General features: G+C 64.6%; 15 protein-coding genes. 3 read left to right on the top strand and 12 right to left on the bottom strand.

Features of this window, described 5'->3' with window-relative positions; all coding sequences use genetic code 11:
* Window positions 1-77 precede the first annotated feature (77 nt).
* The 12 genes from QM806_RS33765 to QM806_RS33710 all read right to left on the bottom strand — a co-directional run bounded on the left by QM806_RS33765 (window position 78) and on the right by QM806_RS33710 (window position 17,983).
* Complete coding sequence (locus QM806_RS33765; RefSeq protein ID WP_283294220.1) at window positions 78-746, bottom strand: RES family NAD+ phosphorylase; 669 nt, start codon at window positions 744-746, stop codon at window positions 78-80.
* 1 nt (window position 747) lies between these two features.
* On the bottom strand, window positions 748-1,815 hold the full coding sequence (locus tag QM806_RS33760; protein ID WP_283294218.1) for a hypothetical protein: 1,068 nt from the start codon (window positions 1,813-1,815) through the stop codon (window positions 748-750).
* Window positions 1,816-1,987: 172 nt separating this feature from the next.
* On the bottom strand, window positions 1,988-2,950 hold the full coding sequence (locus tag QM806_RS33755; RefSeq protein WP_283294217.1) for a Fic/DOC family protein: 963 nt from the start codon (window positions 2,948-2,950) through the stop codon (window positions 1,988-1,990).
* Complete coding sequence (locus QM806_RS33750) at window positions 2,947-3,150, bottom strand: hypothetical protein (protein ID WP_283294216.1); 204 nt, start codon at window positions 3,148-3,150, stop codon at window positions 2,947-2,949. The genes QM806_RS33755 and QM806_RS33750 overlap by 4 nt, the downstream gene beginning before the upstream one ends.
* Window positions 3,147-12,203, bottom strand: coding sequence for a helicase-like domain-containing protein (locus QM806_RS33745; RefSeq protein ID WP_283294214.1), 9,057 nt, complete (start codon window positions 12,201-12,203; stop codon window positions 3,147-3,149). Before QM806_RS33745 ends, QM806_RS33750 begins: the two co-directional genes overlap by 4 nt.
* Before the next feature lie 77 nt (window positions 12,204-12,280).
* The gene (locus QM806_RS33740) at window positions 12,281-12,940 is read right to left on the bottom strand and encodes a hypothetical protein (protein ID WP_283294212.1); all 660 of its coding nucleotides are present in this window, start codon (window positions 12,938-12,940) and stop codon (window positions 12,281-12,283) included.
* A 189-nt stretch (window positions 12,941-13,129) separates the two neighbouring features.
* Complete coding sequence (locus QM806_RS33735; protein WP_283294290.1) at window positions 13,130-13,342, bottom strand: hypothetical protein; 213 nt, start codon at window positions 13,340-13,342, stop codon at window positions 13,130-13,132.
* Window positions 13,343-13,358: 16 nt separating this feature from the next.
* Complete coding sequence (locus tag QM806_RS33730) at window positions 13,359-13,982, bottom strand: hypothetical protein (RefSeq protein WP_283294210.1); 624 nt, start codon at window positions 13,980-13,982, stop codon at window positions 13,359-13,361.
* Window positions 13,983-14,005: 23 nt separating this feature from the next.
* Window positions 14,006-14,380, bottom strand: coding sequence for a hypothetical protein (locus QM806_RS33725; protein ID WP_283294208.1), 375 nt, complete (start codon window positions 14,378-14,380; stop codon window positions 14,006-14,008).
* A gap of 1,112 nt (window positions 14,381-15,492) precedes the next feature.
* Window positions 15,493-17,124: a ParB/RepB/Spo0J family partition protein gene (locus tag QM806_RS33720; protein WP_283294206.1), complete on the bottom strand. Its 1,632-nt coding sequence runs from the start codon at window positions 17,122-17,124 to the stop codon at window positions 15,493-15,495.
* An 88-nt stretch (window positions 17,125-17,212) separates the two neighbouring features.
* Window positions 17,213-17,581 carry a hypothetical protein gene (locus QM806_RS33715; protein WP_283294204.1) on the bottom strand — a complete coding sequence of 123 codons (369 nt, stop codon included), beginning with the start codon at window positions 17,579-17,581 and terminating at the stop codon, window positions 17,213-17,215.
* A 249-nt stretch (window positions 17,582-17,830) separates the two neighbouring features.
* Window positions 17,831-17,983 (bottom strand): hypothetical protein, encoded by a 153-nt coding sequence (locus tag QM806_RS33710; protein ID WP_283294202.1) that lies wholly within the window; start codon window positions 17,981-17,983, stop codon window positions 17,831-17,833.
* A gap of 207 nt (window positions 17,984-18,190) precedes the next feature.
* Here QM806_RS33710 and QM806_RS33705 point away from each other — a divergent pair, with 207 nt between their 5' ends.
* From QM806_RS33705 to QM806_RS33695, 3 genes are all read left to right on the top strand, one after another.
* Window positions 18,191-18,616: a hypothetical protein gene (locus QM806_RS33705; RefSeq protein WP_283294200.1), complete on the top strand. Its 426-nt coding sequence runs from the start codon at window positions 18,191-18,193 to the stop codon at window positions 18,614-18,616.
* Between the two features lie 716 nt (window positions 18,617-19,332).
* The gene (locus QM806_RS33700; RefSeq protein WP_283294198.1) at window positions 19,333-20,046 is read left to right on the top strand and encodes a hypothetical protein; all 714 of its coding nucleotides are present in this window, start codon (window positions 19,333-19,335) and stop codon (window positions 20,044-20,046) included.
* A 307-nt stretch (window positions 20,047-20,353) separates the two neighbouring features.
* Window positions 20,354-20,995: an AMIN-like domain-containing (lipo)protein gene (locus QM806_RS33695; protein WP_283294196.1), complete on the top strand. Its 642-nt coding sequence runs from the start codon at window positions 20,354-20,356 to the stop codon at window positions 20,993-20,995.
* The last annotated feature ends 1,222 nt before the right edge of the window (window positions 20,996-22,217 follow it).

Genomic DNA, 22,217 nt, shown 5'->3' with positions numbered 1-22,217 from the left:
CCGCGCTGGTTGTCCAGCGCGGGGTCGCGTATCTCCATCCGACGATTCTCGACACTCCGCGTGAACGTGCCGGCCCGTCAGTGCGTCCGACGCACGCGGGCCGACGCCGGGCCTGCAACAAACTGCAGTCGAAACGTGTCCAGCAGTACTTTGCTGATCTGGGACAGCGTGTCCGGATCCGACATGATGTCGACGGAGCTGACGATATCGAGCGACGCCGGACTAAGACTTCCCCGATCGAGCAGCATGAACGCTTTCTCGTTCCCGTTATGTCGGCAGCGATACACGACTCCATCCACGTGGTCTGCGACGGACAGGATCTCGTGACAGGTCGACCTGCAATCGTCGTAGCCGGTACTACCGCAGTTCAGCAGATCTCCATCGAGGTTGAGTGAGAGTAGCTCGCCATCCATCAGCACGGCCACTTCGATGTCGTGCTTCAGCACCATCACGGTGTGCGTCCTGCCAGCAACTCGCTTCGCCCGAATTAACCCGCTCTTCGGTATCTTCTGGTTGCGAAGAATGCCCTCCGCAACAGCGCCTTCGATTGTCTCGGCAACATACAGATATCCACCGTGCGAGTTGTCGATCGGCTCGAATCGTCCCTGGTCCGGATCGCCGAGCGCCTTGACCGTCATGTTGAAGGAGTTGGGATCGTACGAGGACCCGCTGCCGCTGATCCGGTGCAGCTCGGTGCCCGCCTCGATGGTCCAGGTCTCCGGCTGCCTGCCGTTGTACTGTCTCACGTCAGTCCATGCCGATCTGCTCGGAACGGACCATGCGATCGACGTCCTCCTCTGTGAGACGCTGCTCCACGAGCCGATCGATCGGGCTCTCGTCACTGATCATCTCGTTCTCCGAGAACCACCAGTCCAACGTTCCCCACGGGTCGTCGTCGCATTCCAATTCGCGGTTCGCGTACTCCACGATTGGGTTAATACGCTTCCGGTCGGACTCGAATTGGAACACCGGGTACCGATACGTGTTACCGAGCGGCAGTCCGAGAAGCCGGTGTTCCTTCCGACGATTGCCAGCGATCGCACGGTTGACCTTGCCCGGCTGGGAAAGGATGGTCGAGACCTCCATAGAGGTAATGGTGTCTTGCTCCAGCGAGATCGGCAGGGTGTACTCCAAAGGCCCGGTAGTTGTCTCCAGCTCGACAACATCTGCGCTCAACTTGGGCCGTTGGCGATGACCGGCCGCATCCCGCGGAACCTCTTTGAGTACCTTCACCAGATCGGCGGGAGACAGCTCAAGATTGGCCGGACGACTCGATGTCAGCGAAAATCTCACTAACGAAGAATCGGCGAGGCCCTTCATCTCCAACCGCTTTACCCAGCGTTCAGGGACCGTGACCGCCTTCATCTCGTCCGTCACGACCCCAGTGACTTCCGTCAGCTCCGCGTCGATCTCGGCCAGGTTTATCGTGAACTCAATGGAGACATCGGAAGGCTGCTTGAGATCCGCCGTCTCGGCCGCGATCCGGAAAGACGAAACCCAGCTCTTCACCGCTGCAGTCCAGTTGCCCCTGTCGGGAGACTTGTCGATCCTCCCGACATAGGTGCCACCTGTGATCGGCAGCGATCCGACCACGTCGATCTCAGCACCGCCGATGAGAACACCGCTGTCGTACAGCAGGACATGCTGATGATCAGCCTTGGCCACGGCGCTCTTCTCCCGCCGCAGACCCGCCAGCTTGCCCGTCTTGATGACTCCGGACCTGGGGTCGTAGAACTTGATGAATCCGGAACTGTGGCCGTAGGCATGCTTGACGTATCCGCGGGCCTTCTTGTCGAAGTAGATCTTCTTGGTCAATGCATCCTCACTTACACTAGTTACCACAATTACCCTAGTGTAATAGCCGTAAGCAAGATGCGCTACCTGCTGGTCAGAGGGCCAGGGGCGATCGTGATCCTGAGGTCGCGTGCGACTGGCGGCCGCGTCCTTCCCTACCTCATGCCGCCTTGTTGTATCTGTTTCTGGTCTTCTACAGGTCGTATCCGGCGCCGCGTGCGGGCAACCGCTCCGGAGCACCCTCCACTGGCTTTATCCGTGATTCGGTCCTGCTCGAGAGCATCCCGCCGATGGGGCGGGGATGCCCGGCAGTCGCCGTTCGTACCGCGCTCACGTCGTAGCCGTGGCCTCGGTTCGATGTCTCCGGTTCGCGCGGTGGTGCGGCGACGACTGCGGCGTCGATCGTTTCGCGTAGCAGCGTGGTCTCGCCGGTCTGCATGTACTCGAATCGGCCCCACACGAACTGCTCCCGCAGGTCCCCGACCAACGAACTCTCGTGGGGAAGGTTCGCTTCGACGGGTTGGAATCGTGCGGTGTCGAAGGAGTAGCCGGCGTCCGCGCTGAGTTGGGTGAGGAACGCGAACTGCGCCCGGGTGTTTCCCTCCCGGAAGGGGTGGACGTAGTTGATCCGCGCCCACACCTTCGTCAGCTCGTCGACGAAGGTCTCGCGGTCGAGTCCGCGCAAGTGGTTCTTGGCGGCCATGCGATCGAGCACCGCGGTGCCGTATCCGCGGACCTCCTTGGCTGCGAAGTAGCGGTGCGCAACCTCCGGGGGATTTCGGATGCCGTTCCGGTACGCCTGCACGTCCGGGCCGAGCTTGACCATCGGCCAATCACGTGGGGCGGTGCGCAATTCCCCGGCCCATGGGTAGACGTCCTGGAACAGGTGGTGATGGATCCGCCGTAGGTGCTGCAGGTCGTAGTTGCCGGGGATCGGCTCTCGTCTCAGTTCGGACATGCGCTTGTACGTCGCCAGCCCCTCGTACACGTCGAGGACCTCCGGGTCGGTGATCCCGTACGGCCGATCGGCGGACACCCGAACGAGGTTGCGCATGACGGCGCCGGAGATGTCCGGGAATCCGGTGGCATCCCATTGCACCGTCGACGGGATGAAGTAGTCGATCCACTCCTGTGAGAACGGGCGCGGCCGGGTCACTGCTCGGTCTGGGCTCGTCGGCGAAGGATCGAGTCGAGAGCATCGTCGAGCGTGATGTTCTCCTGCAGCAGTTGGACGAGGAGTTCCTTGGTGGGCTCGTCCATCGTTCGGCCCTCGATCGCCATGATCGGCGCGAGCCACTCGTATTCGGCGCGCGCCTGCGCCTCGGTCAGACCGCGCGGTGCTTTGTCGTCGTTCATACGGCGCGCTCGCCTTCTTCGTCGATGCTGTAGCCGTGGTCGATCTCGGTATCCGGGTGGATCGGGGTGACGTTCCCATTGTCCGCGGCAGTGGTGGTGCCGATGACATCTCGGATCGGGCGGGCGTGTCCGCTGTTGGCGGCCTTGATGCCGTCGACGACGGACTGCTCCACGAGCGTGGCGACCGGTTGGGTCGGCTCGATGATGGTGTCCGTCGACTGATCCGGTGCCGGCGTTTGTTCGTCGCGCAGCTGGATGCCGCGTTCAAGGCTGGCTTCGTAGAGCTTCTCCCGGGAAACTCCGCGTTCCTTGGCGAGCCTGTCGGCGCTCCGTTCGCCGGTGGCGAAGGCGTCGCCGCGGCGGTTGGAGGCTCCGCGATCGGTCTGCCCGGCGCCGTCCCAGGATTCCCAGTTCCACTGCCGGCCGTGCCAGAACGTGCGGGCGCCGGGCATTCCGGAATTGGGGTCGAAGCCGTACCGCCACTCGTATTCGCTGGCGTCGACGGTTTGCCAGGACCGCCGTGCGAGGTCTTCGGCGCGGGCTTGGGCGTTTTCTTCCCACTCCTTACGGGCGGCGGCCATGCGCCCCGGCACGCTCGCGATCACCGCTTCTCGGGTCATCCCTTGCTCCTCCGCCCATCCTTCGGTCGGATTGAGGTCGAGCGACCATCCTCGGTACTGGCCGTCGGCCCGGCGTCGTTCGGTGTCGAGCCGCTCGCGGCGTAGCGCCTCGGGTGAGTTCTCCCGCGAGTTGACCTCAAGGCTCAGTTCGTGGGCCTCGAGCTTCGCCTGTTCGAGTTCGTCTTCCTGGGTGAACACCAGCTCGGGTTCGGCGGTGGCGACTTCGAGTTTTGCCTTGTCGCGTTCGAGCTGAGCTGCGAGTGCGTCGCCGCGGTTGCTGACGGCGGAGAGGTGATTTCGGGTGGACTGGATGAACCCGGTGGTGGCGCTGTCGAGTGCGACGATGTCGATCATCTTGTCGCGCTCGATGTAGCGCTCCTCCCCCGCGATGTCGACGATGTAGTTGGCGAGGGTGTGCGAGTAGCCGAGCGTGATCGGGACTCCGTTGATCGACCCGATCGGAAGGAACTTGCGTGCCTTCGTGACCTCTTCGCGGGCCTGTGCCAGCGCTTCGGTGATCGCATCGCGGAGTTCGGGTGCCTCGCTGTCGGGCACCGCGCGGCCGGCGACGTGCCAGATACGTTTGCTGCGGTCCTCGACGGCGAGCCACTCCTGGAGTTTCGCGCTCTGTTCCCTCAGCTCGGGAAGCCGTTCCGTCGCGGCCGCGATCTGCCGTTCGAGGGAGCGGATCGTGGCCTGTCGGGCGGCGTTGTTGTTGGTGACGGCGTTGCGTTGGGCTTCGAGCATGGTGACGTTCTGCTCGGCCTCGACCTGCCGGACGAACACCGGGTCTCCGGTTGCGGCCGCCTTGGTCTGCGCCCACGACAACGACAGGTCGCCTCCGACGTCCTCCATCGTCTGGGGGACGTCTTCGCGGCGCAGCTGGGCGACGAACCCGGACTTGCGGGCGACGTATTGGTACATCATCGCGTCGTAGGAACGCCGGGCCACGACGTTGATGACGCTGACCTTCTCGAAGGTGTTGCCCTGGCGGATGATGCGCCCGATCCGCTGTTCCATGTCCGCAGCCGTCCAGGCCGGATCGAGGTTGACCAGCTGCTTGAGTGCGCGCTGGACGTTGAGTCCGGTGCCGCCCTTCTTCGTCGATGTCAGCAGGACACGGATCCGCCCGTCGCGGCACGCCTCGGTGAGTTTGGCTTTCGCCTTGGGCGAGTTGTGGTCGTGCATGAAGGCGATTTCCTCGGCCTTGATCCCGCGTGCGATCAGGGCGTCGCGCAGTTCGGTGTAGACGTTGCGGGCGCGGCGGCTGTCACCGACCTTCGGTGTCCCGCGGTCGCAGAACACGAGCTGGAAGGCGCCGGTCATGTCCGGGCCGTATTTGTCGGCCGGAATGACCACGTCGGCGTTGTCGACGTAGGCGTTCCAGATGGCGTCGGCGGCGACCTCGACCCGGGAGTTCTCCGGGGGCGGGGACGGCAGGTTCGCCAGTCTCGGGTGCATGGCAACGTTGCGCCCGTCGGTGGAGATCTTGAGCGTGTTGTCGATGTGCATCTCGTCGCCCTTGACGTTGCCCAGCCGTTCGTCCAGGTCGGCGACGAAATCGAGGACGTCATGGCCCTGGTCGAATTCGAGGATCGTGGGCGTTCCTCCCTCGATGACGGGAAGCCGAACCGGGATCTGGTCGGCGGTCACGACGTCCCGGAACTGGTCGAGCATCGCGACGAGCTGGCGCACGTTCGCGTACTCGGCCATGCGGGTGACCATCCGCAGTTTGGTGCCGGTGATGTTCATTTCGACCGCGGTGACGGGCTTGGCGAAGGTGCCGGCCCAGTTGTCGATCCGGCTCATTCCCGTCCGCACCAGCAGGTCCGGCCGCAGCATCTTGGTCATCACCCAGATCTCCGACATGGCGTTGGTGATCGGGGTGCCGGTGGCGAAGGCCATCGCCTTGGCGGGCGCGTTGGGTTTGCCGGCCCGGGCGTTGCGCTCCTGAGCTTGCTTGCGCAGGAACCGCGCCTTCATTTCCAGGTCGGTGGCCCGCTGCGACCCTTCCGCTACCGACAGGTCCGCGGAGTTCGAGGGCCTCGAGAGGTTCTTGTAGTCGTGTGCCTCGTCGATGAACATGAAGTCGCACCCGGACTGCTCGAAGCTCAGACCGTCGTCGGTGGACTTCTGCCCGACGATCGTCTCGATGCGCTTCTTCATCGCCTTGATCGCGTTTTCGATCTGTTTGACCGAGAACTCCGATCCGGATTTGGTGGCGGCCGCGAGGGCGCCCCGCAGTTCGGCTTCCTCGTTCTCGAGGTATTCGATCTGCGCCTCGCGTTTCATCCCGATCAGCCCGAACACGGACTGCGGGACGATCACCATGTCCCAGTCACCGACGGCGGTCTGCCCGATGAACCGTTGCCGGTCCTCGATCCCGTCGAGCTCGGAGGCGACGAGGATCTTCGCGTTCGGGTAGGCGTCGCGGGCTTCGTTGCCCCACTGCGAGAGCAGGTGGTTGGGGACGACGACCCACGGCTGGCGGACCTGCCCGAGTCGTTTGGCCTCCATGCAGGACACCGTCATGGTCAACGTCTTGCCGGCGCCGACGACGTGATCGAGCAGGATGGTCTCGTCGTGCAGGAACCGTTGGACGGCGGCGGCCTGGTAGTCGTACAGCTCGTACTTGGGGTTCAGCCCGGGGAACTGCTTGAACTCGGTGCCGTACTTCGGTTTGACGAACGAGTTGCACAGCTCGTTGTAGGTGGCGGCGAGTGTGACGTAGCGGTCGCCGTCCGACCACAACCATTCGGCGAACCGTTCCTGCAGGGCGGCCGCGTTCGACCGGGCCGCGGCCGTCAATTCGGGATGGAACCGCGGCTTCGGGGACCGCTCCAGTTCCTCGGCCGTCTTGAGGACCTGAACAGCCTTGTTGTTGGCGATCAGGTTGAACATCTCGACGCCGGAGAGCTGGGCGCTGCCGTACTTGTCGGTGTAGCCGCTGGTGGGGTTCTTGTGGCGGCTGTTCTGCTCGGTCTCGAAATTCCAGTTGCCGCTGACCTTGTCGAACTCGGTGGTGAGCCGGTTCGGGTTGAGGCCGAACTCCTTGATGAGGAATTCCCGGTAGTACTCCATCGGCACCCAGATCGCTCCGGGGCGGACACCGATGGCGGCTGGATCGACATCGGGCGGGATGACCCGTTCGAGGGCTTCGACAGCCCCGCCGTACAGCTCGGGGTCCTCGGCCGCGAGCCTCTGTGCCTTGGCGTGCTTGTCGCGGACGTGCCCGGACAGGAACGTCTCGGCGATCTCCCATTCGCCGGGGTGATCGAGGGACGGAAACATGCGCCCGCGGGCCTGGTCGATGACATCGCCGACCTCGAGGTCGAGCAACTCCCCCATCCGCTCGGGTGAGAGGTAGCCGAGTTCGTCGAAGCTGATCGCCATTGCCTCGTCGACATGGTCGGCCGTCTCGGCTCGACTCTTGAACGGGGTGGTGTCCTCGGTGAAGATCGGTGACTTGCTGGCCTCGGCGTCGGTGCCGTCGAACCGCGACGTGAAGTTCTCGATCGACAGCACCATGCCGATTCGAGGATCACGCAGGATCGCACCCTTGAGGTGGTTCTGGTTCTTCTGCGGGATCGGCTCCGTAGCGGCCTTGTCCTGCATGTCCTCGAGGACATCGTCGGGGATCGGCCCCGTGTAGGGGCCGGCCTCGTCGGCGCTGAGCCCTTCCTCCCGGGCCTCGGCCTTGCCGGTCTTGATGCGCCACCGGGTGATGGCCTTGTCGAGGCGTTCGGCGATCTTCTTCTCGGTCAGCGGCGCAGGTTCGGTGAGGGTGAACCTGTTGAGCGGTCCCCACCTGTTGGTGTAGCGGTCGTAGAGGGTGCCCAGCTGAACTCGCAGGGCGTCGCGTTCGGCCCGGGTGGAGTCGACCTGGCGGCTCGCCTCGGTCAGATTCATGACGGTCTCACCGAGTGCGATGAGTACCTTCCACTGCTCGGCCTTGTCCTTGCCGATGCAGTTGACGTACGTCCATCCCTGACCGATCTTGAACTGCTCGAACTGGCCTTTGACCTCGTCGAACCGCATCGTTCCGGGTTCGACTGTGGTTGCTTCGATTCCGGTGCCGGTCAACAGGCCAGCGGCGGTGAACGGTGCGGCGGCCGTCGGCGACGGTCGGGGTGCGGTGAATCCGAGTCCGCGCTCGACGGCCCGGTCGATGATCGGGTCGAGCCGGCGGCGGATCTGCTCGGCCAGCGGGGTGTGGGGGCGGGGTTCGACGATCAGATTCAGTTTGCCGTTCGGACCGTTCCCCACCGCCAGGGTGCCCAGCACCCGCTCGGGGTGCTGCTCGAAGTAGCGGTTGATCCAGTACTGCGCTGTCGGTGCACCGCCCTGGTCCGCGCCCTGTCGATGGTCGAGCGGAATGCTCTTGACCTCGCCAGCCCACTGCACGGTCTCGGGGGATGGTTCCTGCCCGTCGGGGCGGCGCCGGAACACCAGTACGTCGGTGACGACCGCGGTCTTGGCCTGCCGGTCGAAAGCTCCGGTCGGCAGCCGCACCGCGCCGATCAGGTCCGCGGTCTCGGTGATCTTCTGACGTGCGCCCGGCCGTCTCGCGTCGGAGGTGTACGCGGAGGTCACGACCGCGACGTAGCCGCCGGGGGCGGTGAGGGCCAGGGATTTGACGATGAACTGGTTGTGCAGTGAATGGCCGTCGGCGTTGTGGATCGGGTCGTAGACGCCGTCCTTGCCGAAGGGCACGTTGCCGATCGCGCCGGTGAAGGTGTCGTTTCCGGCGAAGTTGCGCTCGAATCCGTGGTTGCGGATCTGCTGCGACGGATACAGGTGGTGCGCGATCTGAGCGCTGATCGGCTCGATTTCGACGCCGACCATGTTCACCCCGGCCGGGGCGGTGCCGACGAAGTACCCGGCTCCGCAGCCGGGTTCGAGCATCAGGGCGTTCTTCGGCATCCCTGCGCGTTCGACGGCACGCCAGAGTTCGTGGACCACGGCCGGATCGGTGTAGTGCGCGTTGAGGGTGGTCTCGCGGGCCTGCGCGAAGCCTCGCTCGCCGAGGAGCTCGTACAACTCGTCGCGTTCGGTGCGCCAGGTATCGCGGAACCGTGCCCGGTTGTCGAATACCTCGGGGACCGCGCCCCAGCCGGACCACTGGGCGAGTACTGTCTGTTCTTCCGCCGTCGCCAGCCGCTGCTCGCGGCCGAGCTCGGTGACCAGCCGGACAGCGGCGATGTTGGCGCGGACACGGGCCTTCGCGCCGGACGGGACCAGGATGTCGGTGCCCAGCTCGAAGTCCGCGGGTGCCGCGATGGGCTCTGCCGGCCGCGGGATCTCCGCGATCTCCTCGGCCTCGGCATCCTCGACCGCCTCGGAGTCCGCGAGCATCGACTCCAGCAGCGCCTGCCGTTGCGCCAGCTCGCCGGTGGTGGCGATCAGCGGGTCCAGGGCGGACAGCTCGTCCGGTGTGAGCGGCGCGGCGGCCTCGGGTGCCTGGGTGATCCCCGGCTCCGGCTCCGCGGCCGGTGCGGAGTCGGCGGGCGCGTACTGGGCGGCGGTCTCGGGGGAAACCCAGACGTGACCGCTGCTTTCCTTGCGGACCTCGATCAGGCCGCCGTTGCGCCACAGCGGACTGGTGATCGGTTCGCCGTGAACATGATCGGGGACTACCGGCAACTCCGCGTCGGCGGTGCGAGGGGTCTGCTCAGTGGGGGCCGCCTGGTTGGCGACCCCGGGTTGTTCCGACGACGGGTCGGCCCCTTCTACCTGGGCGGTGGTCTCCTGGTGTTCGTCGAGGACAGGCGGGCTGACCGGCTCCGCCGCGATCTCGATCTCATCAGCGGTGGCCTGTTCGGACTGCGTCTGAGCGTCCCGTTCGGCCTCGACCGTCTGAGTCACCTCGGCCGTTTCGGACGAGGCAGCGGCGCGTTTGCGCGGCAGGAGCACGCGGGCCTCGTCGATGGCCTCGCGCCAGGAATGAACCTCGCTGTAGACCTGCCCGTCCAGTTCGGCGGCCTCGGTATCTCGGTTCTGCCACGGAATTCTCAGCTCGATGTGGGTGCCCTCGGGGTCACCGACGTACACGCTGTCGTTTTGGTAGATCGTCAGATCGCTGACGTCGAAGGTGGCGTATGGGTCCTTCGCGTTCTTGTTCTTCCGCAGCTCGGTGATCAGCGCACGGTCCACCTCGGTCCGCAGCACCCAGTCCAGATTGAAGCCCTTCGCTTCGAGCAGGGAGACGTCGCCGGGCAGTGTGCGGCGCAGGTCGTCGATGATGCCGCGGCGCGCTTCCTGGACGGGCCCGGTGTCGGCTGCGGCGGATCCGTTCTTCGAGTACTTCCAGAGCGGATCGCTGTGTGCGGCTGCGTGGTAGAACTCGTGCCCGAGTGCGAGCATGGCGGCGGTGGACGTGACACGATCGCGTGCCTCGCGCACGGGCCGGTAGGTGCGTTCGACCCACGCCGGCATCGGGTGGCCGGCGTCTTCGAGAAGGCCACCGACGGCGACGCGGTAGTCGTCACCGCAGTTGACCTCGTTGTCGGCTCCGTTGAGGGTGTACTCCCACCCCACCGAGACGTGGCGGATTCCGGACCGCGGCTTCGACTTCAGCCGCAGTCCGTGCATGCCGCCTTGTTCGAAGTATTCGTGGCCGTTGTGGGCGTAGACGACCTCCATGTCGTCGTGGAGGTTGGGCACGATGGTGCGCCGCAGTTCGGCGGCGAGTCGCTCTTGGCCGATGCCCGCGGTGGCGTCGACGAGATCGGGACGCTCGAAGCTCAGGACATCGAAGGCGACCTCGATGGCGGCTTCGAGCTGCGGGACACGCGTCGCGGAGGGCAGACCTGCCCAGGGCGCGAGCGGATCGCTGCGCAGGTGCGCGCGCATCCACTGCGTCCACTCCTCGCGTACCGATTTGTCCCACGTCAGATCGTCGCGGTGCGCCTCGGTCCAGGCCTGGGTCACCGTGTCGTAGAACCCGGTGTCCCGGAGTTGGCGGTGGTCGCGGACGATGAGTTGGGCGGCTGCTTGTCGGGTTGTGGATCCGTCCCGGGCGAGGTCGACGATCTTGTCGTGGACCATTCGCGCGAATGGGAAGTGCGCCGCGAGGTCGTCGGCGAGGCGGCCGCCGACGGCGTCGATGATGTTCGGATCCGCGGCGGCCGCCGCGTACAGGAATGCCTGGTCGGCGGCCGTGACGTCGCGTTGCGCGGCGACGCAGCCCTTCCACCACTGGTTCGTCATTGCGACCCGGGCTTTTTCGCCCTTGAGCTTGCGCAGGGCGGTGACGAAGGCCGGATCGCAGTCGGGATGCGGCAGGTCCAGCGGTGTGGCGGGGTCGAACTTGACGCGGGCGCGCCGGTACCAGTCGTTCTCGGGGATGACGCCCAGGTCCAGGGCTTCCTGAACGGCCGCGAGGGTCTCGACTCGGTCGTTGAGTTCGAGGAGTTCGGCCTCGGCCTGTTCGACACTCATCTCGTCGTCAAGATCGAGATCGAGGTCGGTGTTCTCGTCGGCCGCCAGCACGGACTCTGCGGCCCGCTGCGCGGTTTCGAGGTAGGACTCGCCGACCTCGCGTTGGTCGGCGTCTCGCGCGGCCACCACTGCCTCGGTGACCGCCGTGGTGATCGGGTGTTGGATCGCTTCGGGGCGGCGGGCTTCCCAGTACGCCTCGGCGGCCTTGCGGCCGAGTTCGTGCCACCGGTCGGTGTGGAGCAGAATCGTCCGGCACGCGGTGAACATCTCGTCCGAGATGTTCTGCCGGTCGCTCATCAGGTCGGCCAGCGCCACCTGGGCTTTCGTCTTGAAATGTCCCTCTGCCCAGGCGAGGAACTGGGTGGCGGTGTTCGCCGAGGATGCGGCGCCGGTATCTGCTTCGGTGTCCGGCTCGGAGAGTGCCTGCAGGATTCTGGCTTCGACCTCGGCGGTCGCGTCCACAGTCGTCGTGACGGGCGCTGCGACCGGTTCGATCTCGGCAGAAGCATCGGCGGTTGCGGTGTCGACCTGCGCATTGTCGGTGGGCGCGGCCTCTGGGAACAGGGGGCCGGCGGGACGATCGCGGAACTGGACCTCTTTGAGGTTGCCGCTGAGGATGGCCGAGATGAGGTCGTGCGCTTCGCCCTTGGTGATCGTCGTGTCGACCGTGAACGGCTTCTCGACCTCGCCGGCCAGCTGTTCGAGCTTGCGGATCTGCGCTCGGCTGATCGTGTCGTTACGCCAACCGGCGGCCGGGGTGCGCTCTGCCGTGGACATTTCCTGCACGAGGGCACGGGGCACCTCATGCGGATCGACGCCCAGCGCCTGAATCTGATTGCGCAGCTCACCCTCTCGGGCTGACTGGACGCGCCACTGGGTGCGCAGCCGCTCGAGCTTCCCGGTGATGCTGTGGATGTTCTCGGTGTTCGCGACGATCCCGGCCTGCAGCCCCCGCTGCTGCGCGGTCGCGAGCGCTCGCTGAGCGGCCGCCAACTGCCGGGTGAGCTTGGCGCCGTGCCGTTCGAGTTCGGCGACCTGCTCGCTGGCGGCTGCCCACTGCGCTTGTGCAGCTAGAACGGAAGATTCGGGTCCTCTGGCGGATTGCGCCGGATCTCCTCGTCGATCATCTCCGCCAGCTCGTCCGCGATCGGGTCGTACGCGGTCATCGGCACCGGCTGGTTGTCCTCGATCCGCTGCGCCACCAGCGCCCGCCCCAACTGCTGGAACCACGCCTGCCGATCGAGCCACACCCGGTGCACGATCTGTTCCGCCACCGGCATCGGCCGCACGTTCAGGCTCTTCCACCGGTCCGGATCGTGTTCCCGACGGGCCCGATCCTGCGCTGCCTCGATCTGGCTGTCCGCCCAGGCCTCGAATTCCGTCCTGCGGGCGGCGATCTCCGGTGTCACCTGCGGATACAGTTCCTCGGCGAGGATCATCTCCCGCGCCGCCCGCCACGCCGTTTCCTTCGCCTGCACCACGTTCCAGTAGGTCGGGGTCATGCCCCGGTTCGCCTCGGCCCACTGCTCGTGCGCCTGTGTCTCTAGTGGCCCGCTCGCGGACTCGGTCAGCTGCTGCAGGCGCAGAGCCTCCCGGTCGATCTGCTCCAGGTCCTGCGGGGACGTCGGGTCCAGGCCGAGCCACTCGACCAGAATCCGATGCGTCTCGTCCGCGATCGTCACGTCGATTCCCTCGACCTGCTCGATCGCTTCCTCGCTCTGCGCTTCCATCCCCTGCTCCTTCATCCTCGAAATCGAACGCGCCCTGGTTGACGTTTCCGCGTGCCACTCGACCTCCTCGTCAGCGCCCATCCAGGGCGACACCCACCCGAAAACGGGGAGTTTCTGAGGTCGATTTTACTACAGAACACCGACAAAAATGGTGCCTGACCTGCGCTAATGCCGAATTACTCGGTGGGTTCAGGAGCTTCGCTGAGCCCCCTGAGGGCGCACCAGAGCGACGCACACCATCAGCACCAACGGGGCGATAAACAACCCGCCGATACCCGCCATGAACGCCCGTGCGGGGCGGCGATGGCGGTTGTACGAGCGGCGAGCACAGACCACCGCCCCTGTGATGGAAAACACATTGAACGCGACAAACACGGTGGTGGCGAACGCGTTTCCGTCCATCACGGGGCCAACCTCTCTAGCGGGTGTTAGGTGCCTTCATCGAACCGCACGGGATCGACATCGCTAATCCGGGAGGGGCTGCCGCCCCCGAAAGCGAAACTTCCCGGGGCGGCAGCCCCGGGAATCGTTGCCACCTCGGGGGCAACGGCCCCACCGATCGTTGCGCCCGGGATTCCGGCCGCGAACGGCACGGGCCTCCATTGCGCACCCGACAGGGGCTGCCGCCCTCCGCGGCCGCGCCTGGGAAGCCCAGGATCTGAGTGACCGCCTCGATCCTGGTCCATGGCAGTTCGACCTCGATCTTCGCCGGTTGCAGCCGCAGGCGCGAACTGGAGGGATCCAGCTCCCTGGCCTTCGCCAGCAAGCCCGCGAGAGGGTTCTCCACGGTGAACCACGCGGACGAGTGACCGGACTCGAAAACTGCGGTGTGCACGGATCGGTAGCCCTCCAGCGCCTCCAACGTGGCGAGGAACTTGACCTTCTGCGGCCCCAGCTTGGACTGTTCGCTCTCGTCGAGAACCTCGTGGCGGCGCGCCCACGCATCGAAGAGTTCGTTCAGCTCGACCATTTCGACATCGGTGGCGTAGTACTCCAGGTACGGAATCCTCACGCCCTCCGCGAGGTGAACAACCTTGGCCATGCCTCCTCCTTCTGGATTCCCGTTCATGCCATCAGTAGTGAGATCAATTGCCAGACTGCGTGTGCGGTGCTGGCGGCGTCGCGCGGGTCGACGGGTCGGTCTGCGACGGTAACCCAGCCGTCCGACGACTTCTCCAACGCTCGGACGAGGCGCGTTCCGGATACGTCCACAACGGTGAACAGGATGTCGTGGCCGTCGCCGCTGTGCCAGATGAGGTCGCCGTCGTCGAGCGTGATGTTCGAAGCCAGGGATTCGGTCTCGGCGTGCGAGTCGTTGCGCTCGTAGAACTCGCGCGCCAGCTGCGCCAGTGCCTGTTCGTGGCCGGCGCCCATCGGTTGATGCACCGCCAGCCCTCCCCCGCCGCGCAACGACGCCTGGTCGATCAACAGAACCGTCATAACCCGCCCTTCCGTTCACGCTTCATCCGCGTTTCAACGCGACAACTCACCACCTACTCTACATAGAGACCTCTCCAAGTAGAATAGTTACGTGTCGGCCGTTGCTCGTCGGGCACAGAATCTGTCGGTACAGCTGCGCGGCGGACGTCAACGACTGACGGCAAGATGAGCGGAGGCGGCTCTCGGCTGCCTTCTCCGACAGGACGTCGGCGGCGAGTACGCAGGTGATGCGTCCTGGGTTGTCCTTCGATTGGGGCTGGTGGGCCCTGTCTGGGTAACGTGCCATGCCAGGTCAGCGATACCTCAGGCAGGTCGGGAGGACCAGGAGCTCCCGTATGGGCAAGAACGGTGACATGTACCCGCCCCAGTTGGATTGGCTACCACCATGGGCCTATCCACTGTATGCAGCAGGCTACGGCTTCTTCTGGCTGCTCAGGAACGGCTACAACCCTCTAACCGGATATCCCTGGTAAGGAGCAATCATGGGAACGACACCATGGGGCCCATTGTGGGACTTCTTCAACTGGATCGGCTTGCTGATCGCACCACTGTTCGGGTGGCTGTGATGTTCGGGCTATTCACCGATGCAAGCAATTGGCTCTCGCTGCACGTCTTGCAGCCGACTCAGCACCTCTGGCAGCCATTGCTTCAAGCCTGGATGGACTGGCGGTACTGATCATGATCGGCAACTTTCCTGACCTCCCAGAATGGTTTTCGGAATCGGAATCGGCCTTCTGGTTCCCGACCCTTACCCAAATCACCAACTGGTGGAATCCGTTCTAAGGAGCGCGCAATGATCGGCATACTGCCTGACCTTGGCTACACGTCTTGGCTTCCGGGCGCAATTGAATGGAACAACTTCGTTGATTGGTTCAATCAGCTCTGATCGTTCTGTCACGGCCGCATGGTGGCAGTCGCTCGTTCGATGTGTTCGCGCCATTTTTCACAGCTGCCCTCCTCGGATTTTGGTGAGTCGTTCGGTGGCTTCTCATAGTCGGCAGCCGTGGGCGCCCATGTGCTCGAAGAGATCCCGTTTCGGGGAGGCGTTCTGCCGCGTATTCCAGGGATTGCGCGGCCCCCTAGGCTACGTCAGCCTAGGGGGCTCGACACTCCTATTCGTCCAGGTCGAAGACCTGGACGGGGGTCCGTCGTCCGGCCATGATTTCTTCGATCGGTGTCAGCGGATGCCCCTGTTCCTCGAGGTATTCCAGGTAGGCCTCGGTACCCCTGCGCCTTGACCGCCACGAATCCTTGACGATTCGCGACTCCTGGGCGGCGAGGACCAATGCCAGGGTGAGCACCTGGGCGCGGGATGCGCCGGCCTTGACGACCTGGTCGGCCACGAAATCCGCCTTGTACGGGGCCTTGATTGCCAGCACTTCCTTGAGGACGGCGTCCGCCCGGTACTCGGTGAGCAGGTGCCCGTCAGCGGCGAGGGTGGTGGCGACGTACGCGGCAGCGGACTTCGGTGGCGTCTTGGTCGCCAGCAGACCGCTCAAGAATTTTCGCCTGACGACGGTGGCGGCTTCGGCCTTGAGGTTGAGCGCACGCACCATCCTGCGCTCGCGCCGCACCCGCTCCTCGGTCTCGAGTTCCTTACGTCTGGCCTCGGCCTGGGCTTCGAGCCACTCCTGGTGCACGATCCGCTCTGCCTCCGTGCCGGGATCCGCTGCGGTCACCGCGGTGTCCCCGCCCGGCCCGCCAGTTCGTACCGCCACCATCACCGGCGAGAGTTGCAGTCCTGCAGCGTCCGGATCGGCGCACACGTACTCGGGTAGCCACGTGTCTTCGATGTTGACGGTGTTGACGTGGACCAACCCTTCCTCGGCCTCGATGTCGGCCTGGCCCTCGGTGTACCAGTCGATGGCGTCCTCATCGAGTGGTAGCCCGGTCTCGATGTCGGAGAGCAGCTGGCCTTTGCTCAGGACCACGGTCCAGTGCTCGGCGTTGGTCTCGACGTGCTCGAGGGTGACCTCGCCGCCGTCGCGGGTGCGCAGATCAGCCATCGCGAGCACGGTTCCGTAGCCGGGGTGCTCGGACAGTACGCGGAAACCCTTGTCCGCGTATGGTGCGGCCGCGTCCTCGAATTCTTCTTGTGCGATTCGGTCTGCCCGCAGCTCCTCGGCGGTCGAGACGAACCGCCAGCGAGGGCAATTGCGCAACTGCTGCACGGCTTCCTCGTCGCCGTCGAATTCGGCGAGGATGGCGGCACTTTCGAAGTCGAGCTGGTCATCGTCGACGAGGGTGCGTGCGATCTTGGATTTGCCGACCTTGGCTGCCTGCTGCACCCATGCCTTGTCTTCATGGATGGCCTTGGCGACCTTGGCCACCGAGATGCCCATGTCCAGCAGTTCCGCTGCTCCTGCGGCGCGCTGACCCGGTGTGAGGGCCAGTCTTTGGTCGTTTGCCTCCATCTGCGCGATCACCCGCTCGGCGTTGCGCGTCGGCTCGTCTGCGGCGGTGTCCTGGCGCACGATCACCGGAATCGATTTGGCGCCGGTCGCTCTTGCGGCGAGCGTGCGTCTTTGACCGTCTCGTACGACGATCTGCCCGTCCGCGAGCTGCACGGCGCTGATCGCCTCGAGCACTCCGTGGTCACGGATGGATTCCACGAAATCGGGCGTCTCGGACAGGTCGACCTGGTCGCGGACGTTGGCACCGATGTCGAGAGCGTGCGGGTCGAGACGGACGAAGATTTCGCCGTCGATGACCTCGGCGACGGGGCCGTTCTGAATTGCAGTCATGCTGGTCTCTCTCCTAGGATTCCGATCCAAGACACCGGGCAGGTACCAACTGCCCGGTGTCTTGTGTTTTCCGGTGGGAATGTCTCGGTTAGCCGGTCGCGGACCCGTCATGCGCGGGAAGGCCGGTCACCCTTCTCCACGTGGTTCCCGTGTTGAGGTAGTACTCCGAGATGTGGAGTTCCTGAAGGTCGGCGGCGAGTGCGCCGTATCCCAGCGCTTCCAGCAACGCGACGTAGCGGGCGACGTATCGGCAGTCGAGAAGAGCCACTTGCCGGACCACCGATCCTTCCGTGAACACTTCCTCGGCGAACTTGTCTGCGGCTTCGCAGATAGCCAGGATGTCGTACACCTTGTGCGCCTTTCGTTCGGTGAGTGGTGCCTGTGCCAGTTCGGCGCGGGCGACATCGGGGCTGTTGGTGATGACCCCATTGACCACGAAATCTTCTGTGCCGCTCACAGTTACCTCCATTGCTAAATTGTCACGGCCCGGTGCCCTGACAATTTTTTTCCGTTCTGGCATGGAGGTTCGGATCGGCGGTATGAGGGCCTGGCGCAACCTCTGGGCCGGGAAGTTTCTCTGCGAGCGAAGCGAGCGGGTTGAGAAAGTTCTCGGAGCCGGAGGCCGGCGAAGCCGCCAGGGGTTTTGCCGGGACCGGCCGTCGATCAGGATCGGAAGGACAGAAAAGGAAACAAAATCGGTGCTCTTCTACCGGGCGGAGCGCAGCGGAGCTTCCTCTTGGAGGACACCGAAGGTGGCCAGGCCGTCGGGCAGGCGGATCCCCAGCTGGTACATGGCTACGTGCGAGCGGATGACTGGTCCGCACCAGACCGTGAGGCTCGACGCTATGGCCAAACTCATCGGAGATCGCCACTCCAAACGGGCTCGCGCCCACCACGTGCACGGCTCTATCCGATCACCAGGGTGTCGGGACCCTGCCCTGCCCGCAAACCCGGGGCGAGGCCGCCAACGGTTCCGACCGGGGCCTTTACTTCGCGATGCCGCCAGAGCATCCTGGCAGGTGGATCCCGCATCCTCCTTCGAACCCCAGACCCGGGAGGTCCGTCGATGCGACCACACCACCGACTCCGCGGCACCTCGCTCGTCGCCGGCGCCGCGGTCGGAGTTGCGGGAGCGTTGCTGTTCGGGGCACCACCGGCCACCGCGGGGCCGACCGAAACCGTCTTTCCCATTCCGGTCGCCGGGATCGGGGTTGGCGTGACCGGACTCCCTAACGCGGGCCACTTCTACATGACGGCCACCACAGACTCGGACACGCCGGGAGTCACCCGCGTGGGCCCCTACACCGGCGTCTTCGTCCACTGGCGGAACGTCTCGACCGGCGAGGGCGGCATCACGTACCTCGACAACCCCGGCGGTACGCAGGTCCGGACCGGTTCCGGGACAGTGGTTGCCGCGGTCACGGTGCCCGACCAGACGGGTACCCGAGTACTCGCCCTCGTACCAGGCGCCGGCGCCTGGTACGTGCCGTGACTGTCTGACACTCGTGCCTGGGATCGCGGCAAAATAGGACGCCGGATACCGGATCTTCCCCGGGTGCGACCCGATGAGACACCTCCGCGGGTGTCCTGTTTGTCAATCGGTAATTGGCCATGGATCCCGGAAAGTAAATGGGGGTCACTCGTCTTGTTCCTCAGGCGGAGCGTCAACCTCGTGGGCAGTGCGAACAGTCTGGTTGTGGTCGGCGAGCGTCGCCGGTTTCTCCGCCGGTGCCGACCGCGAGTGTTCCGGAGCTCCGCGGCCGTGTGCTTCGGTCCATACCTGCCGCTCCCAATCTGCATCTGACCGTGCCCGTGAAATGCTCATGCGATCTCCTCTGAAATGCGCCCCCCAGGAGTTGCTCTCCGCCCAGACCACGCGAGAGCGACTCACCACAATCGCGCGCCCCGACGCGACTCAAGCCTGTCCTTCCTTTGTAGTGGTCCGGGCCACCGGTGTCACTACCCGAGGGACAAGGTAACGCCAGCACGGTACGGGGCGCTCTCTCGAAGTGTGGAGCCCTGCCGCTCCATAGGTTCTCGGGTCGCACCCGCAGACGAGCACGCGGGGATTATCGCGTCGTTCGAGTGTGGACCGACCTGCCCGGCAAGCGATCCACGACCGGGGATGATTGCCATAGCAAGGAAGCCGGACAGCGTCGTGCCCGTTAGCCTTAGACCTGTAGATGATCCCCGGTACCGAGGAGCCCTGTGCGCAAGCGCCTTTTGTTCGCGGCCGCCGCAGTGGTGGTTGCCGGTGTGGCGGTAGGGGTGCTCATCAACGGTGCAGCCTCCGACCTCATTCCTGCCTCAGTTCCCGACGCACCTGATGTCGGCGCTGAAGATACTCGACCGCCAAGCCGAGGCGTGGTCCGTAGCTGGGATATCGAGGGTATGCAGGGCATTATCGACGGCGACGGTATCCCAGGCGGATGCCACATCATGTTCGGGGCGGTCGCGGTAGACGGATTCCCCGCATTGTCCATAGGACAACAGGTGGAGTTCGAATGGTATCGCAACGAACAGTCCGAGTCGGGCCTTCCATATGAATGCAGTCGGGCCTGGCCGGCCGGGGAACAGCCATATGACGAACCGAAGGCTTTCAGGTCGAGAGCGTGGACGGTTCACGCGGACGGCACCGTCGAAGAGATCACCGAAGCGGATCTGGCAGAGCCGGCGCCAGCTCTGCCCCGTGTTACCGGCCAGGCAATAGGCACCGTGCAGATGTGGAATAGCGAGGAGGGGTGGGGAGTTATCGACTCCGCTCAGACACCGGGCGGTTGCTGGGCCTTTTACAGCGACATCGTCGGAGAAGGGTTCCGAACCTTGGTTGTGGGTGCCACCGTCACGCTCGACTGGGAACAGGTAACCGATCAGGACGGCTATCGGTATCGGGCCACGCGTGTGGAGCAACACGGCAACTAGCACCCTGCGGTGGTGGCGGAGCCTCTCCAGCGGCATCCCGAGCGCGGAACCTTCGGTGGAATGAATCCCCGGCCCGTTTCGATCGGCAATCGACGCTCGTTCCGTAAGCGGATCCCGTTCCGGGACGAGCGTCGCCGGGCAGCCGGACATGCGCTCGGCGCCGATCTCGTCCCCGCTGGTGGTTCCGCTAACGGCAACGGGCCTCACCCATAGGGATAAGGGTCCTGGTGGAACAGAACGAAATTCTCTGATGATAGACCTGGTGAGCGCTATCCCTTGCGAACGCCGACCACGAAGGATTGCAAACATGCTTGCAGCCAGGCGAAACAACGTAAGCGTGGCAGCCCTCGTCCTTTGTCTTCCGGTTCTGACCCTATCGACGGCATGCGGCGGAGGGCCGGACGAGACACCCCCGAGCGCCGCCGCCGTTGAGACGACACGGGATGGGCAGTGTCAACAGTTCGAGTCGTTCTCCGGGCAACTCCTCGTCGGCAATCCTCCGCCGGTTCGTACTGGGTTGGTGCCAGCGCAACCTGGCGAGCTTTTGCCCGGTCCGGCTCGACCCAGGTTGGATTCGGTCGATCTCGAACCGACCTTGGACGGTGAGACCGTTACATTCAGCCTCGGGGGCGACGGGTCGATGGGCTGGTCCGTCCGCTTCGTCCAGACGCCGTTCCTTCGAGGAACGGATGGCGCCGTGCCGATTTTGGGTTCGTGCATTCTGCAGATCGATCTGACCTCCGTGGACTCCAATAAAGCCGGAGACGGCCCCGGACTGCCGATGCGCCTCACACCCGACGGCGACGCAGCGGCAGTGGTCGAGGTTCTCACTTACTCGAGCAGCGGCACTGTGACGCAATCCTTCGTCGGAACCCGAAGCAGCACACCCGAGGTCACGGTCGACACATCAACCGACAACCGCGCGATCACGGTCGCGGTTGCTCACTGAGCGATCGGTAACGGGTCCAGCGATCCACTGTTGGAACGTCGAGTTGGGGGTCGCGGTAGACAATGGTCAGGTGAGCATTGAACTGTGCAGAGAGTCCTCTGCCGCAGATTGGCTGAAGAAGCAGGGTCTTCCGTGGTGGCGACTAGCGGTGCTCGGTCCGGTCGGATATCCGAAGTACTCATCAACGCGAACCTGCGCTTCACGTTCGGTCAATAGTCACCCGATCAAGGATGGACCAGCGGTCGGCTTGAGACTCGGGGCCCGCGCATGCAGGGGTCCGCATCACGACCCGGCAGCGGCGACAGAAATGGGTGCGGTGCCCACCGTTCTCGTCGGTCGAACACCCGCAGAGCAGCCCCAACCGGGAGCGCATTACGCACGTCGTGCCCGAAGGCGGCATTCTGCAGGATCGGTCAAGAACGTGCGGTGCGAACGCGACTGGTGGAGGGTTACGGCGAGCACGAGGGCGAGGTCGAGCGTCTCGTTTCGTAAGCGAATCATCGGTGACTTTGCTGGTGGGACGGAGGATAATCGAACCGACCGGTCCTGTCCTTGGAGGTGAGTCGGCTGATCACTTCCGCTTTGGCATGCCGCTCGACGAACATCAGCACACCATCGCGTTAAAAGCTGACAGTGGTCGTTGACCCTCAGATGAAGGAGGCCCTCGCAACACCCGCGCTGTGGCACATAGGATCTTGCGCAGGATTCAGACCGCCCTGTGGCACCAAGGTGGTTTCGCTGGCGATGTCGGATGAAGGAACGACGGCGCCATGAGTAGCAGTTCCATCGGTCGGGCAGTCTGTTCAGTAGCGCCTTTTGGGCGTGTTTCATCTGGCCGTGCTGCTTCTCCTACCGAATTTTCGGGATCCGGAACTATGTCGCCACCCACGCCACATTTTCGCGCGCGCGATGAAGCGCAGACGCAGTATGAGCAATTCCAGGCCGCGGTAGTGCGCAACGAGCGAAGACGCCGAGGTTAGACGGACACGCATAACTAGCTGGAGAGCCCACCGGCGATCGGTGCGACCCAGCGATCGCTACGTCAAATTCGATCTTGAAGGAACATCCGGTACAAGCCCCCTTGCTGGGAGGATGGCGATGACGTTTCACATTTGGAATCCCGAGTGGTTTTCGTTGCCGGGGCGGCACGTGTTCGACCACGTCAACCAGCAGATCGCTGCCGTCTCCCGCGGTCTGGACAAGCTGGATCTGTTCGTCATCG

Origin of the sequence: Rhodococcus sp. IEGM 1351 (assembly GCF_030056875.1) — a bacterium.
GTDB classification, from domain to species: Bacteria; Actinomycetota; Actinomycetes; order Mycobacteriales; family Mycobacteriaceae; genus Rhodococcus_F; species Rhodococcus_F opacus.
The sequence above is the reverse complement of the archived record's forward strand: the minus strand, read 5'-3'. Positions and strand labels throughout refer to the sequence as shown.